Raw genomic sequence first — 15,845 nt, forward strand, 5'->3', positions numbered from 1 at the left:
ATAACTGATTCAAAATGAAATTATAGGAAATATCATGGGAATGACAGCAACCTATCAACTGGTCGATAATGAAAAACTGGCTTTGCTTAAAAACACCGATACCGAATGGCAAGAATTGTTTGAAGAACTGGAAGATTTGGAGGATGAGGCTGCCGTCTGCCTCGACATCGATAAAATGTGGGATGTTTTACATTTTGTACTGACCGGAACAAGTGCAGAAAATCCCTTAAAGGGCAATCTGTTATCCGAATCAATCGTCGGAACGGCACCCATTTCGGACGGCGACGGATACGCCGCTTATATCGAATCCGCCCAAATCCATGAAATCGTCTCAGCTTTGGAAGGCTTCGACATAAAAAGCACAATGGAGCATTTCAGTATGCAGGTGTGCAAAGAGCATCATATCTACCCCGACATTTGGGATTATGAAGATGAAATTGATGATATAAAAGAAGAAATTACCGACTACTTTTACAAAATCGGCAATTTTTACAAAACCGCCCTGCATTCAAATAGCAATGTACTGGTCAGCATTTACTAAATATATTTCAAACATCACGGAAACTTTAATGAAGACAAAGTACGGAATCGCACTCAAGGAAACCTAAGTATTTCAAGCCGGGAGACCATCAAGAGTAAAAGTTACAGAAAACACCCCTTTTCCCCGATAACCACGGCAGTCAGCGAAAAACAGGACAAACGCCTTGCCAACCGGAAATTACGGAGAATAGCGCGCGAATGTCTGAAACAAGGAAAAGAACCACCCTACCATATCAGGGCAGTCAGCAACGTTTACGATTTCGCCAAAGACGGGCGTTTCCGTTTTTCTGCTTCCCGTCATCCGCATCTTTTACGCAAATAGAAAACAGGGCAACCGCCCTGTTTTTCCGTTTCGTATTTCAACACCATTGTCTAAACAACCGTCAGACGGCATTGTTCAAATGCCGTCTGAAACCGCACCCCCATCAGCGCGTATGCTTAATCAACCGCTGTTTCTCGCGTTTCCAATCCGCCTCTTTCATACTCTGGCGTTTGTCGTGCTGTTTCTTACCTTTTGCCAAACCGATTTCCATCTTGATTTTTCCACGTGAAAAATGCAGGTTCAGCGGCACGATAGTGTAACCGGCACGTTCGGTTTTTCCGATTAATTTGTTGATTTCCGATTGTTTTAACAAGAGCTTGCGCGGGCGTGTGGCATCCGGTTTGATGTGTGTCGAAGCCGTAGGCAACGCGGTAATATGGCAGCCGACCAGATAAAACGCATCTTTTTTCCAATAGATATAACTCTCTTTAAGCTGTACGCGCGCGGCACGGATTGCTTTGACTTCCCAGCCTTCCAAGACCAAACCGGCTTCAATCCGGTCTTCAATAAAAAAATCGTGAAATGCTTTTTTATTATTCGCAATAGCCATAAACATCCTATCAATATCCGCCGTCAGACGGCATAAACCCGAAAACAGAACCCATCATACCGCCTCTTCAACCGCCTGCACAATCCTGTCGGGATAAAGCTTGTTGAGGCAGTCGGTATGCCCCAACGGACATTCACGTTTGAAACAGGGCGAACATTCCAAGTGCAGGCTGACGATTTTCGCCCTGTCGCTCAAAGGCGGCGTATGCGTCGGGCTGGAAGAACCGTAAACCGCCACTACCTTCCTGCCCAAAGCTGCCGCCAAGTGCATCAGCCCGCTGTCGTTACACACAACCGTATCTGCCAACGACAACAAGTCCATTGCCTGAGACAAATCGGTCTTACCGCATAAATTCACACATATGCCGTCTGAAAGGCGGTTGATTTCCTCGGCAATTTCATCATCTTTTTGCGAACCGAACAGCCAAACCTGCCAACCCGCCGCCGAATAATGTTTGCCCAACTCGGCAAAATGCTTTGCCGGCCAACGCTTTGCCGGTCCGAATTCCGCACCCGGACAAAAAGCCAAAACAGGCTTTCCAAGATTCAAACCGAAAGTTTCGACAGAAATTTCCCGCCGCCGTTCATCAATGGAAAACTCGGGGAATCCCGAATGCCCGTCAAAATCCTCCTGGCTCGGATGCGCGAGAGCCGTATATCTGTCCACCATCAAAGGCAGACGTTCCTTATCCAGCCTGCGTATATCGTTCAACAGAAAATAACGGCTTTCGCCGACATAACCCGTTCTTTTTCCGATGCCCGTTGCCAGCGCGATGACTGCCGACTTCAAAGAACCCGGCAACACGATAACCTGATTGTAGCCGCGCCGTCCCAAATCCCTACCGACCCGCCAACGGCGTTTCAACTCCAACGCACCGTGTCCGAACGGATTTTCAAGAATCTCATTCACTTCAGGCATACGCTCAAACACCGCCATCGACCACTTCGGTGCGAACACATCAATCGTGCAACCGGGGTGAAGTTCCTTCAAACGGCGGAACAAGGGCTGGGTCATCACGCAGTCGCCTATCCAACTGGGGGAAATAATCAGGATTTTGATGGACATAACAAGAAACCGAAATCAGACAGGCGGAATTTTACCGCGAAACCGTTGGAAAACCTATCTCGCCGCATCCCTAACGCCGGACGTGCAAATATGAAAAAGCCCGAACATTCAAGTTCGGGCTTCAAAATTCTGGCTCCCCGACCTGGGCTCGAACCAGGGACCTGCGGATTAACAGTCCGTAACTAAATCCCAAAATACAATTTAATAAATTGATTTATTTTTAAAATTTTAAAATCGATGCCTGTACACACCGCCACATACAGCCATAAATAAATGGCATTCTGACACAGTTTGGACACGGAGGAAACACACTTAAAACAGCTATTCATGCGGCTATTTTAAGTGTGTTTTTTTACTTTGATAAAAGGAAAATCTATGCACACAGCACATTTTTTGATGATGACGGCAACCATTGCAACCGTGCTGCCAACTTTTGCCGAACCTCCGCCACCAATCAATTATTCACAAATGCGATTTAACGATTTGGCACAACAATGCAGTAAAGGTGTCCACCCCAACACATTGCAAGCAGTCGCCCGTGTAGAAAGTCGGTTTAATCCCTACGCAATCGGTGTAGTTCGGGGCAGCCTGAAACGCCAACCGCGCAATTTTGCCGAAGCGGTCGCTACTGCCAAATCATTACACGCGCAGGGCAAAAATTTCAGTATGGGTTTGATGCAAGTGAACCGCTACAATTTAGCTGCTTACGGTTTGAATTATGAAACCGTATTTGAGCCGTGTAAAAACATCAATGCCGGCGCACAAATTCTCAAAGCCTGTTTTGACCGCGCCGGCGGCAACGGACAAACCGCGTTGCGAAAAGCATTTTCTTGTTATTACTCGGGCAATTTCCGTTTTGGTTTTAAAAGCGATTTCAAAGGGCAACCGCCTTACGTTACCAAAATCATTTTGGCAGCGATGGATAATTCTCCCTATCAAACAATCGGATTTCCAGGCAGCCTAAAAACCAGTGGTCGCCGCTCGGAGCAATCATCTTTACTACAAGCCAGTTATGTGCCACAGCCCGTCAATAACAGGCATCCTGAAACTTATTCCGCGCCACCGGCAGAACAGCAAGTGGCTCAACCCCATTCGGTTACTGAAAAACCAGTTTCCGTCTCGCCGATAGAAACACAAACAGTCGCAAAGGCTACCGCCGCTTGGGACGTGTTCGCTGATTTCTAACGGCATCAATCCACACCGCCCAATGGCGATTTTTTTATTTTTTAATTTAAGGAATTTTTCTATGGAAACAAATACTTTTATGCGTATTTCACAAAGCAAAACCACTAAATTCGTGGTAATGGTTGCATTGGGTTTGGCCGCACAATCCACAATGGCTGCAGGTGGCTTTGCAAATGAAGCTAAAACAATGGTGGAGAATATCCGAGATGGTATCTACATTGTGGTAGGCGTTTTGGCTACAGTCGCCTTGTTATGGCAATTTGCACAAGGTTTTATGGGACGTAAAACATGGGGCGACATTTTGGAAGCATCTATGTGGATTGTCGGCGCAGGTGCTGCAATCGTCTTGGGTACATGGCTGTTTACCAAAGGCGGCTCAATGAGCTTCTAGGATTGAAATATGAGCAATTACGAAAACATTAACACAGAATATGCAACTTACAACGCACTAGGCAGACAAGCCATGATTTTTGGTGTGCCTGTTGTCGGTTTAGCAGCAAGTGGTTTTGTTTTGGTAATGGCAACAATGTTGGCAATGCCTTTCCTGAATGGTCGGGCATTACTGATATTAGCCTTACTGATACCAATTTTTATTGGCTTGAGAACGGTGTGTGAAACTGATGACCAAGCATTACGCATTTATGCTTATGAAATAAAATGGTTTTTCAGAAAAAGAAACGCCAAAATGTTCAATAATACCACCACCATTATTCCAACCAAATATGGGAGACAAAACAGTGATTTTCAGCGATTTTTTCAGCAAGACGTTCAGGCAGCAGCCCGCACATTCCGACTTACTGCCGCCAATTTGCCAACACGTTACCAATAATATTGTGTGGTATGAAACAGGTCATGTCGGCTTTGTGATTAGAATGAACGGTTTGCCTTTTGACGGTGTGGAAGATAACTATTTGTACACGCAATTTGTTGGCTTAAAAAATATGCTGTCAGGTATGGGCAAAACGCTGGGTAATCGTTTAGCCGTATGGACAACATTACAGCGCAAAAAGATTGATTTTAACCGTGAATACTCGTTTAAAACGCCATTCTGCCAGCACTTTGCCGATAAATATTTACAGCGTTTTCACGTTGAAAATTATTTTGAAAATGTGTTCCATATCACTGTGTTAATCAAAAGCAATAATATTGATAACGGTATTAAAGAAGCCGAAGAGTTAATGGCAAGTATGATGTCATCATTGACTCCCTACGAGCCAACACTACTGGCTGCTTATCAAAATCAAAATGGCGTACTTTTTTCTGATGTATATCGCTTTTTTGGCAGCCTGATTAATGGCCAAGATGAGCCTGTACCATTATCGTTTGTGGATACCTATCAAACATTGGGCAGCGCGACTTTGCATTTTGGTAGTGATATTGGCGAAATTCGCCCGATGCATGGTCAACGCAAATTTGCCACTTGCTACGACTTGAAAGATTTTGGCATCAGCAAGCCCAAAATTCTCACGGATATTTTAACGTTGCCGTGCGAATTTACGCTCACGCAAAGCCTGATTTACATCAATTCGCACACTATGCAGGCTGAAATCCGCAAACAACTGAATAATTTGAAATCAGTTGGCGACCAAGCCGTTGAGCAACAAGAAGAGTTATACAGCGGTATGGGTAAATTAACAGCCGGGGATTTGATGTTCGGCGATTATCATGCGGCATTGGTTGTGTATGGCGATACGCCGCAAGAAGCCGCCGCCAACGGTTCAAAAGCCTATGCAGCGTTTATGAACTCGGGCGGTTATCGGTTTACTAAAGCCGGCGCATCGGCATTGTCCACTTATTTCAGCCAAATTGCAGGCAGCCGCGAACGTCCGCGTTCATTCCCCAAAACCACAACTAATTTAGCCACCACATTTGGCATTCACAATTATTCATGCGGCAAGAGCAAGGGCAATCCGATTGGGGACGGCTCAGCAGTCATGCCATTGCAAACCAAATCACGGACTTTGTACGATTTCAATTTTCACTTTTCCAATCCGCAGGAAGACAATGTAGGCGAAAAAATCGCAGGGCATACACTGATTTTGGGCGCAACAGGTACAGGTAAAACCACACTACAAACATCACTCATGACGTTTGTAGAGCGGTTTGACCCCTACATTTTTGCATTGGATTTGGACAGGGGTATGGAAATTTTTATCCGCATACTGGGTGGGCAATATTTTGCGCTGGAAGCAGGTGTACCAACTGGTTTAAATCCATTTCAACTGCCTGATACGCCGTCTAATCGGGAATTTTTGTACACACTTGTAGGTATGTGTGGCACAAATCACAACGGTACATTAACCGCCGAAGAAGAAAAGCAAATTCAAGTTGCTGTCGATACATTAATGGGACTAGACCACGAATTACGCAATTTCAGCCACTTGTTGCAAAACATACCAATGGTTAATCAGGAAAATAGCTTGCGTGAACGCTTGGGGCGTTGGTGCAGAAGTGAAAATGGACGGTTTGCATGGTGCTTGGATAATGATGCCAATCTGTTTGATGCCGAACAGTTTTATCGTGTTGGCTTTGATTTAACCGATATTCTGAAAGATGATTATCCGCCTACTGCCCCTGTTATGGCGTATATGTTCCATTTGCGCGGTATCATGATGAAAGGGGTGGCAGAAAAGAACGGTATTCTTGCCAGTATCATTGAAGAATTTTGGTGGGCGGCACGATTCCCAACCTTGCAGGAATTGATGTTAAAAATCTTGAAAACCGACCGCAAATTGGGTGGTTGGCTGATTTTGGTCTCGCAATCGCCCGAAGATGCCATTTCATGTCCGATATTCCCTGCGATTGTACAACAAACGCCGACCAAGATTTTTCTGCCGAACCCTGATGCAGAATACAAAAACAGCTACGAACGCTGCGGCATTACCGAAAAAGAATACCGTGAACTGGTGGAGTTATCGGTGGATAGCCGCACGTTTTTGGTTAAGCAATCCACGCAATCGGCATTTGCCAAATTGGATTTACAGGGCTTTTCAGATGAAATGGCTGTGTTATCGGGTTCATCTGATAACGTGGAATTGTTGCACCGCGTGATGTCTGAATGTGGTAGTGAAGCCCCGAATGTTTGGTATGCGCCATTTATTCAGGCTGTCCATGAACGTAGAGCCATGAAAAAACGTGTTTAATTGAAATTGCTATTGTCGTGATGATAATAGCTGCGACCCGACCGCTTAATGCGGTTTTTTTCTTTTTGAAAAGGATTTTTCAACCATGAAAACAAAATTAACCAAAATGGCGGCGATTATGCTTTCAGGCTGCCTAATGTGTAGCAGCGTATCTGCCGGAGGTATTCCTGTTTTTGATGGCGCATCGGTTGCCCAAGCTATTCAACAAGGTATTCAATTGAAACAACAAATTGAAAACCAAATTTCTCAAATTCAAGAAATGAGAAACCAACTGGCAGCGATTAAAGGCTCGCGCGGCATGGGTAATTTGGCACGCCGGGCGATTGACTACGATTTAAACATACCGAGTGAATGGCGCGATTTGCACAAATTAACCAGCGCACAACAACAGGCACGCTTGAAAAGCAATCAATACGATGCTGCTCAGTCTGATAATTTGCTGAACCAAAATTTAACTATGCTGTCTAAATTTACGGCAGATAATCAGCAGCGTTTGAACACGATTGACAGCTTAATTAACCAAATCAATGCCACAACCGACATCAAAGCATCTAGCGATTTGCGTAATCGCTTATCAGCAGAGCAACTGAAATTTCAGAATCAGCAAACGATGTTAGACCAAATGGCGCGTATGTATGATTTGCAAGAAAAAGTTCAAGCTCGGCAATATTCAAACTATGAAGCGTGTTTAGCCAGGCACATGAAATCACGTGATTATTCAGCCTGTAAATAATCATTTTTCTTGATACATATTCCGACAAATGGCTGATGTCATTTGTCGGAAGTATAAAGCAATTGGATATATCATGTTTGATAATATATTTGAAAGCCTGTTAAAAGGCATGGGTAGTGATTTATTTGCCAAAACTGCCAACATTATTACTGCAATTTCTCCATTATTTGCAGCAGGTTTTGGTATATATATCGTAATTGTTGCCTTAAATGCTTATAATCGTGGCTTTGATGACAATCTTATAGATTTAGCCAAACGCGCAATGGGCTGGCTTATCATCATTGCTTGTGCGTTCAATGCTGCACAATACTTGAAAATTGCCAATATATTATATGAATTGCCTGAATATATGAGCAATTTAATCAATCCGGGTGCATATAATGCGGTCGTTCTAGACAACAACATAGACAAACTTATAGATAGTATGGGGCAAATTTGGGAATTAAAAAGCAAAATTCCAACTCTAGATATTCCTGCTCACTTGGGATTTACGTTCATGTGGGTATTCATTTTTATATTGGTCGCTTTGTTTTTAACAGCAATAGCCGCTTTTTATTTAGTGGCTAAAATATCGTTGGCAATGGTTATTTTAATCGGCCCAATATTTATTGGAGCAATGCTGTTTCCAGCCACACGACAATGGGGTATGAATTGGATTGGGCAAATTATGAATTACGCAGTAACAGTTACTTTTTATGTGTTACTTGGTACGATTCAAATCACGTTCTTTGAAGCGCATATGCTATCCATGATAGAAACTGGCCTGATAAAAGTGGCTGATAAAGGTTCAATCAGTCTTGTTGTTTTCATTCCAATAGCATTTATGTTTATTTTATCAACTATTGTTTTCTTTGTTGTAGCGTTATCTATTCCGTCTATTGCTTCTGCTTTAACTGGCGGAGCTACGGTTGGTGGGTATAGCGGTATTGGTCGAACCATTTCATCTGCTTCTAATTCCCTTGCCAAGCGATCAGGTTCATCCAAATCTAATAATCCAAATAATCAAATAGGATACAACAAATCTTAAAATAAGGAATAATTATGGCTTCTAAAATTATCTGGCAAAATTCATACTGTTATTTGACTTTATTTGAAGGTCAAATGGCTGATTTGCATCAGCGTTCCGAAACTGTTATCACTGGTGGGGGACATCAATTGGAAGCTATACCAACACGCTAACACAAATTTTTATTATTGATAAACAAGGTAATCAATATACATTTGGCACAATGAATTGGGATATTCCAATGAGGGTCGGCAATGATTTAAAAGTGATAACAATTTGTCGGAATAATTGGGCAAATGGAGAAATCGTTTTAGCGCAAAATATTAGCCTAAATCAGATTTCATGGAGTTCTGAACGGCTTAAATCAGCTATCAAAAGAGTTTATTTTCCATTTTTGAAATGGGGCTTGGTTACTCTTTTTGTCATTCCATTTATTTTGTACTTTGTTTTATTTGTGTTTATTCAACCAGAACCAAATAGTTTTATTGATACGATATTTTCATTACTAATGAATGTGTGTCAATTAGGCGGATTCGTCAGCATTATTTACGGCTATCATTTTTGCTGGAGGAAAGCCTATTCACAAGCAAATAAATCACTTGCTATTAACTTGTAAAAATTTTCAATCAACAGGCAGTCTGAAAACTTTTCAGGCTGCCTTTTTCTATGGGACTTTTATTATGAAAAAATTGCTCATCACACTCACAGCAACTGCTCTACTCGCTGCTTGCTCACACAATCCACCCAAGCCTTACGGCAAACCTTTTCCGATTAACCCACAACCCTCTATGACTACAGAAAAGGCTAATCCATGAAAACCAATTCTAACAAAACACCCAAAGCCCCTAATCCACAACAACAGGGACTGAAATTTATCCAAGAAGCCAAAGAATTTCACAAATCAGAAATTGACCGTGTGCGTAAAAATAGCCGTATTGCATGGCGTATTTCAGGCGTTTGCCTTGTGATTACAGGGTTGGCAGTTGGCGCGGTCGCTGGTTTGACTCCACTCAAAACTACGCAACCATTTTTGGTTCGTGTGGACAACAATACCGGCGTAACCGATGTTGTTACCACACTCAAAACGGCTGAAAAAACCTACGGCGAAGTAGTGGATAAATATTGGTTGGCACAATATGTGCGTTACCGTGAAAGCTATGATTGGCAAACCATTCAGGCTACCTACGATGCAGCCATGTTGTTGAGCGACCCAACCATTCAAGCGGAATTTGCCAAATTCTACAATAACCCAACAGCCGCGCCACATAAAATTTTGCGCGACCAATATAAAGTGATTGTCAAAGTGAATGCCATTAGCTTCTTGGGAAATGATGTTGCTCAAATTCGTTTTGAAAAACAAACCATTCCAACCAATAGCGTGAATCAGCCATTACCACCACAACGTTTCATCGCTACCGTTAGTTATGCCTATAAAAATGAACCGCAAGAAGAAAAAGACCGTTTAATCAATCCATTGGGTTTTCAGATGACCAGCTACCGCGTAGACCCTGAAAACACACCAAACCAGTAAGGTAATCTCTCATGAAAAATAAATTGATTTATCTCACTATGGCAACCATTATGCTGCCATTTTCCGTTCAGGCAACCAATATTCCAAAAGGCTCGCTCAAAGACAAACGTATTCAGACGGCTGTTTATATGCCTGATGATGTATTTGTAGTTCGCACCAAAACCGGAGTAGCCACCATTATTCAGTTAGAAAATGATGAGCGCATTATTGGCGAAAGTAGCGCAATGGGCATCGGTCATGCCGAAGCATGGAAAATGACCGCTCGCGGCAACAATATTTTCTTCAAGCCCACCGCCGAAAGCCCCGACACCAACTTGCTGATTACCACCAACAAGCGAACTTACGCCTTTGACCTGAAATCCACCAACGGCACACCTCCACCAACATACATTCTGCGTTTCAATTACCCCGATACTGCATTTGCCCAAAGGCGAGCCGATGCGCAAAAACGTATCCAAGCGGCCGAAATATTCGGGCAAGCACAATCCGCACCTCCACTTAACACTAATACCGATTACTGGGGACGTGGCAACAAAAATCTTGCGCCAACCAGTATTTATGATAATGGCCGATTTACCTATTTTCGCTTTAACAACGGCCGTGATTTACCCGGCATCTACAAAGTGTTAGATGACGGCAGTGAAGCCCTGTTAAATACGCACATAGACGGCGATGCCGTTGTGGTTCACGAAACAGCGCAACATTTTGTCTTGCGTTTGGGCAATCAAGTTTTGGAAATTGAAAATCGTGGTTTCAGCAGCAACGGTCAATTCAACCAAACCGGCACAGATGACAATTCTTCCATTCGCTTAATCAAAGGGGAATAAGGTGTTAAAAAACATTTTTAATCGCAAAAAACAAGAATCCAATTTGCCCGAACCTGATTATGAGCAGCCTGAAAATGCTGAAAACAGCATTGACGCTAATGAACCCAAGCCATTGAGCGAACAAATCAATGACGTGAATGTGGAAGCCGGCTTACCGTTGGATTCATCGGGTGGCAAAAATAATATGGCCAAAGTAGCGGTTTTAGCTGTTGCATTGGTCGGTGTGGGCATTGCTGTTGCAGGTATGATAGCCTTTTCCGGCAGTGGAGACGATGATGAAGCAGTTGCCGCTCAACAACAAGAATTGGAGCGCGTACAGAAAACCCAGGCCAAAGATTTTTCTACTGAAAAACTGGATTTCAAGCAAGAAGAAATCGCCACTGCACCCGAACCGAAAACCGTACCGCCGATTGATACAGCAGAAACACCGCAGCCGCAGCCCACGGATGCAGCTGAAGCCGCACCCGAGTTGCAAGCCGAACCCAAAGAACCACCGACCGATAGCCGATTATTAGGCGATATATTGGTTGGCAACCGCTCATCAGGCATAGACGGTCAAACAGTTTCAGGCAACCTTAAACAAGGCGAAGCACTGAATGTTTCTTTTTCTGAGAGTTCATCAGAAAACAGTGGCAATCCGCCGGCACAAAACAGTTTTGCAGCGCGTTTAAATCCAACGGTTACGCCGAGCCTGAAAGCGCAACGCCGTACCGATGCAACGTATTTGTTGGCAAAAGGCACAAATATTCCGTGTACATTGGATACGCAAATCATCACGACCCACGCAGGCATTACGCGCTGTTTGGTAACAAAAGACGTGTATTCCGCCAATGGTAAAGTGTTGTTGTTAGAACGTGGCACAAAAATCATTGGCGAACAAAACAGCGCAATGCTGCACGGTCAGGCTCGTGTGTTCGTATTGTGGAATGAGGCGGAAACACCCAAAGGCGTGAAAGTTTCATTGGCGAGCGGCGGCGCAGGTCAATTAGGCGCATCGGGACATGGCGCGCGTGTGAAATATCATTTTTGGCAGCGTTTCGGCGGCGCGGTGCTGATTAGTTTAATCGGAGATTTGGGCGATTATTACAGCAACCGTTCACAAAGCAACGGACAAAATATTTCTTTTGAAAATTCGTCCGAATCCGCACAGGAAATGGCAACCGAAGCACTCAAAAACAGTATCAATATTCCGCCGACCGGTTTCATCAATCACGGTACGCTCATCAATGTGATGGTGGCGCGCGATGTGGATTTTGGCGGCGTGTATGAAGTTGTCAAACCGTATGAAATCTTTTAATGATGACAGGCGGCCTGTGTTTTCAGGCTGCTTTTCTATGGAGAAAAATCATGCAACCCACCCAAACCATTCAAGCGGACACAAGCGCACGAAACGCACTAGACCGCTTGGGCATTACCGATTATTTAAATCGGGACGGCGTTACCGAAGTCATCATCAATCGCCCCAACGAAATATTTTTAGAAAGTTCATCAGGTTGGCAATATTTCCAAGATGAGCGATTAGATTTGAAAGCATTGGAACATCTCGCCAACACACTCTGCGTATTCAACAGTAAACACATTTCTACCGCCAACCCGATTCATTCCGTAACGCTGCCTGACGGCGAACGCGGACACATCATGATTCCGCCGTCTTGCGAAGATAAAACCATTGTATACGCCTTTCGCAAACCGTCTAAAACACGTTTTTCTGTTGATGATTACATCAATACAGGGCGATTGAGCGGCTTTCGTGATAGCGCACAATTTGGTGTTTCAGGCAGCCTGAAAACGGAAATTGACGGCCGCCATTTTCGTGACATGGCGGACAAAATGAATTTACCGCCCGATGTACCATTGGCTGACTGGCAATACGAAATGCTTACTCACAAAGCTAATCGTGATTTGAATGCGTTTTTTCGGCTCGCCATTGAGCATAAATTGAATATTTGCATGGTGGGCGGTACAGGTTCAGGCAAAACGACTTTTACCAAAGCGATTTCGGATTTAATTGACCCGACCACGCGCATCATCACAATTGAAGACACGCATGAATTGGATTTACCCAAACACCCAAATCATGTCCACCTGTTTTATAAAGAACACATCACGGCAAAACAAATCATCGCAGCCTGTATGCGCTTGAAACCTGACCGCATTTTTTTGACGGAGCTGCGCGGCGATGAAGCGTGGGATTATCTATCCGCGCTCAATACCGGACACGCCGGCGGTTTGACTTCGGTTCACGCCAATGACGCGCAATCGGTGTTTTACCGAATCGCGCAACTGGCGAAAGAATCCGAAACAGGGCGCACAATGGACTATGAATTTATTCTGAATACCGTCCGTTCTACCATTGATATTGTGTGCTTTTTTGACCGAACACGCATGACTGAACTGTATTTTGACCCTGTGGCAAAATTCCGCGCATTAAGTGGTCGGTCGTGATTTTTAACGATTCAGGCAGCCTGAAAATCATATTATGTAATTGAAAATTAATGAAAATAAGGAGAATCCCATGTCCAAAACCCTAATCATCGCCGAAAAACCCGATATGGCAAAATCCATTGCCGCTGCGCTCGGTATTCCCAAAGCCAAAGGTTGCTACGAAAACGACCGTTTCATTGTCAGTAACTGTATCGGACATTTGATTGAGCTTGACGTTCCCGAATGGCGCGACAAGAACGCATCATTGCCTGTCATTCCGCAAACTTTTTCCCTGAAAATCAAAGAAACCACCGCGCAACATTATCAGTTTTTGCGCGGTTTAATTCATCGTGCGGACGTGTCCACGCTCATAAACGCTTGCGATGCCGACCGTGCAGGCGAACATATTTTTCGGTTGGTTTACCAACATTCAGGCTGCCTGAAACCTGTAAAACGTATGTGGATTCAATCCACTACGCAACAAGGTTTACGTCAAGCGTTTGACCATCTTAAAAACGGTGCAGATTACGATAATCTCGCTGCTGCCGAACAATGCCGCGCCGAAGCCGATTGGCTGCTCGGCATGAACGGCTCTCGCGCATTGAGCAATCAGTTTGGGCGCGTGATGACCCCTACGCTGGCGATGGTGGTTGATGCTTATCTTGCCAACAAAAATTTCAAACCTGAAAACTATTGGGAAGTATCGGCGCAATTTGCTATTCAATCAGGCAGTTATACCGCAAAATTATTGGACAAAAACGACAAAATCGCCCGTTTTGCCGATGACGAAACCGCGCAGGCTGCCTGTGAACACATCCACAATCAAAACAGATTTGCTGTGAACGATGCTGCCGAAACGGAATACGCTCACGCACCGTATTTGTTTGATGCCAATGAATTGCAAAAAATCGCCAATAAAAAACTTGGTTTTGCTGCCGATAAAACCTTGTCTATCATGCAAAGTTTGTACGAAAAGCACAAAGTTTTGACTTATCCGCGTTCCGATTTTAACGCGCTGCCTGACGATTACTTGCCCACGTTAAGCACCACGATTGCAGGATTAGGCGCGTTGGCGGAATACAGTAACATCGTAAATGATATGCAAGCCCATGATTTGATTAAACACAATCCGCGTGTTTTTGACGACAAACGCATCGGCTCACACTATGCGATTGTGCCGACTGGTTTCATTCAGACGGCAGACGGCGAACGCGCTTTGTCGGATTGTCCGCCCAATGTGTTGCACGAAACTTTGTCGGCTGATGAATATGCCGTGTTTCATTTAGTGGCGTTGCGAACGCTCGCCGCGCTTTATCCTGCTGCCGAATACGCCGTAACCACGCGTATCACGTTTTCAGGCAGCCTGAAACTGCGGACAACTGGGCGCGTGTTGCAAAAACAAGGCTGGCTGAACGTGTACGGTGGCATTGATGATGACGAAGACAAGCAGCAATCAGATAAATTGCCGCCGTTGTCGCCCGATGAAACCGCGCAACTGGACAGCGTGTCCGCCAAAAAATTAACCACCAAAGCACCGCCGCTCATGACCGAAAGCCGTTTAATCCAAGCCATGAAAACCGCAGGGCGCGATTTGGACGACAAGCATTTGGCAGACGTGATGAAAGACGTGAAAGGCATCGGCACATCTGCTACACGCGCGCCCATCATCAAAAAATTGAAAACGCCGCCCGAACATGAATCAGCCTATTTGTTGCTGGAAAAGAACCAGTTAATCCCGAGCCAACGTGCGCTTGATGCGATTGCCCACGTCCGCCAGTTTTTCCCTAAAACCGCCGACCCGATTTTAACCGCCGAATGGGAAGACAAATTGCACCAAGTGGAACACGGTCAATTTACTGCCGATGATTTTCGCGCACAAATTCATGATTTTGTGAAAAATTTTGTAGAAACGGTGTTGCCACATCGCCCGAACGCACATCAAGTAGAAATCTTGTGTGCGTGTCCGAATTGCGGTTCAGGCAGCCTGCAAAGCCAAAAATTCAGTTGGCATTGTGAATGCGGTTTCAAACTCTATAAAGAACAGCGCGGTCGTGCCATGTCGGCAGACGAATTGCGCCAACTGATTGAACACGGCAAAACCGATTTGCTGCAAGATTTTGTGTCCAAAGAAAAAGGCACAAAATACGCTGCCGTCTTAAAGCTGGAACGCGATGATACAGGCAGCCTGAAAATCGCCGTTGCCTTTCCCGAGCGCAAAACGGAAGTCTGTCCCTGTTGTTCAGGCAGCCTGAACGATAAGGGCAAACTCTACGAATGCGCGTGTGGGTTCAAATTGTGGAAAACGCAATTTGGCAAAACACTGACGGAAAAGCAGCTTAAATCTTTGATTGATAATGGTGAAACGGGTTTAATTAAAGGTTTTCACAAAAAAGACGGTGGCACGTTTGATGCCGTTTTGTGCGTGGACAAGGCGAACAAGAAGATTGGTTTTCCGCCACATAAATAATCAGTTTTCAGGCAGCTTGGATTTCAGGCTGCCTGAATTTTTTATAGGAATC

17 protein-coding genes are annotated in these 15,845 nt (G+C 44.4%); 15 read left to right on the forward strand and 2 right to left on the reverse strand.

Going from position 1 to position 15,845, the window contains the following annotated elements:
• Positions 1–40: 40 nt before the first annotated feature.
• The gene (locus tag Q9J80_RS04025) at positions 41–541 is read left to right on the forward strand and encodes a YfbM family protein (protein WP_301674162.1); all 501 of its coding nucleotides are present in this window, start codon (positions 41–43) and stop codon (positions 539–541) included.
• 424 nt (positions 542–965) lie between these two features.
• On the opposite strand, the gene smpB is transcribed toward Q9J80_RS04025, so the two are convergent.
• Positions 966–1,412 (reverse strand): SsrA-binding protein SmpB, encoded by a 447-nt coding sequence (smpB, locus tag Q9J80_RS04030; RefSeq protein WP_025457784.1) that lies wholly within the window; start codon positions 1,410–1,412, stop codon positions 966–968.
• 54 nt (positions 1,413–1,466) lie between these two features.
• Positions 1,467–2,477: a lipopolysaccharide heptosyltransferase II gene (gene waaF, locus Q9J80_RS04035; protein ID WP_301674161.1), complete on the reverse strand. Its 1,011-nt coding sequence runs from the start codon at positions 2,475–2,477 to the stop codon at positions 1,467–1,469.
• A 375-nt stretch (positions 2,478–2,852) separates the two neighbouring features.
• Here waaF and Q9J80_RS04040 point away from each other — a divergent pair, with 375 nt between their 5' ends.
• The 14 genes from Q9J80_RS04040 to Q9J80_RS04100 all read left to right on the forward strand — a co-directional run bounded on the left by Q9J80_RS04040 (position 2,853) and on the right by Q9J80_RS04100 (position 15,793).
• A complete protein-coding gene (locus Q9J80_RS04040; protein WP_301674160.1) occupies positions 2,853–3,662 on the forward strand; it encodes a lytic transglycosylase domain-containing protein in 810 nt (269 codons plus the stop codon).
• A gap of 61 nt (positions 3,663–3,723) precedes the next feature.
• Complete coding sequence (locus Q9J80_RS04045) at positions 3,724–4,053, forward strand: TrbC/VirB2 family protein (protein WP_301674159.1); 330 nt, start codon at positions 3,724–3,726, stop codon at positions 4,051–4,053.
• A 9-nt stretch (positions 4,054–4,062) separates the two neighbouring features.
• On the forward strand, positions 4,063–4,491 hold the full coding sequence (locus tag Q9J80_RS04050; protein WP_301674158.1) for a VirB3 family type IV secretion system protein: 429 nt from the start codon (positions 4,063–4,065) through the stop codon (positions 4,489–4,491).
• 4 nt (positions 4,492–4,495) lie between these two features.
• A complete protein-coding gene (locus Q9J80_RS04055) occupies positions 4,496–6,805 on the forward strand; it encodes a VirB4 family type IV secretion/conjugal transfer ATPase (protein ID WP_500796402.1) in 2,310 nt (769 codons plus the stop codon).
• A gap of 85 nt (positions 6,806–6,890) precedes the next feature.
• Positions 6,891–7,538 (forward strand): type IV secretion system protein, encoded by a 648-nt coding sequence (locus Q9J80_RS04060; RefSeq protein WP_304671386.1) that lies wholly within the window; start codon positions 6,891–6,893, stop codon positions 7,536–7,538.
• Between the two features lie 73 nt (positions 7,539–7,611).
• Positions 7,612–8,565 carry a TrbL/VirB6 family protein gene (locus tag Q9J80_RS04065; protein ID WP_301674155.1) on the forward strand — a complete coding sequence of 318 codons (954 nt, stop codon included), beginning with the start codon at positions 7,612–7,614 and terminating at the stop codon, positions 8,563–8,565.
• Positions 8,566–8,579: 14 nt separating this feature from the next.
• A complete protein-coding gene (locus Q9J80_RS04070; RefSeq protein ID WP_185079954.1) occupies positions 8,580–8,717 on the forward strand; it encodes a hypothetical protein in 138 nt (45 codons plus the stop codon).
• A gap of 68 nt (positions 8,718–8,785) precedes the next feature.
• Positions 8,786–9,160, forward strand: coding sequence for a hypothetical protein (locus tag Q9J80_RS04075; RefSeq protein ID WP_123827210.1), 375 nt, complete (start codon positions 8,786–8,788; stop codon positions 9,158–9,160).
• Positions 9,161–9,224: 64 nt separating this feature from the next.
• Positions 9,225–9,359, forward strand: a complete 135-nt coding sequence (locus tag Q9J80_RS10885; RefSeq protein ID WP_157795178.1) for a lipoprotein — start codon at positions 9,225–9,227, stop codon at positions 9,357–9,359.
• Positions 9,356–10,075, forward strand: coding sequence for a VirB8 family type IV secretion system protein (locus Q9J80_RS04080; protein ID WP_301674154.1), 720 nt, complete (start codon positions 9,356–9,358; stop codon positions 10,073–10,075). The genes Q9J80_RS10885 and Q9J80_RS04080 overlap by 4 nt, the downstream gene beginning before the upstream one ends.
• An 11-nt stretch (positions 10,076–10,086) precedes the next feature.
• On the forward strand, positions 10,087–10,902 hold the full coding sequence (gene virB9 / locus Q9J80_RS04085; protein WP_301674153.1) for a P-type conjugative transfer protein VirB9: 816 nt from the start codon (positions 10,087–10,089) through the stop codon (positions 10,900–10,902).
• Between the two features lie 43 nt (positions 10,903–10,945).
• A complete protein-coding gene (gene virB10, locus Q9J80_RS04090; RefSeq protein ID WP_301674152.1) occupies positions 10,946–12,199 on the forward strand; it encodes a type IV secretion system protein VirB10 in 1,254 nt (417 codons plus the stop codon).
• 50 nt (positions 12,200–12,249) lie between these two features.
• The gene (locus tag Q9J80_RS04095; protein WP_079889644.1) at positions 12,250–13,347 is read left to right on the forward strand and encodes an ATPase, T2SS/T4P/T4SS family; all 1,098 of its coding nucleotides are present in this window, start codon (positions 12,250–12,252) and stop codon (positions 13,345–13,347) included.
• A 70-nt stretch (positions 13,348–13,417) separates the two neighbouring features.
• Entirely contained in the window at positions 13,418–15,793 is a 2,376-nt protein-coding gene (locus tag Q9J80_RS04100; protein WP_301674151.1) for a DNA topoisomerase, read from the forward strand.
• Positions 15,794–15,845: the final 52 nt, after the last annotated feature.

The organism is Neisseria blantyrii (assembly GCF_962747855.1).
In the GTDB taxonomy this organism is placed as follows: Bacteria; Pseudomonadota; Gammaproteobacteria; order Burkholderiales; family Neisseriaceae; genus Neisseria; species Neisseria viridiae.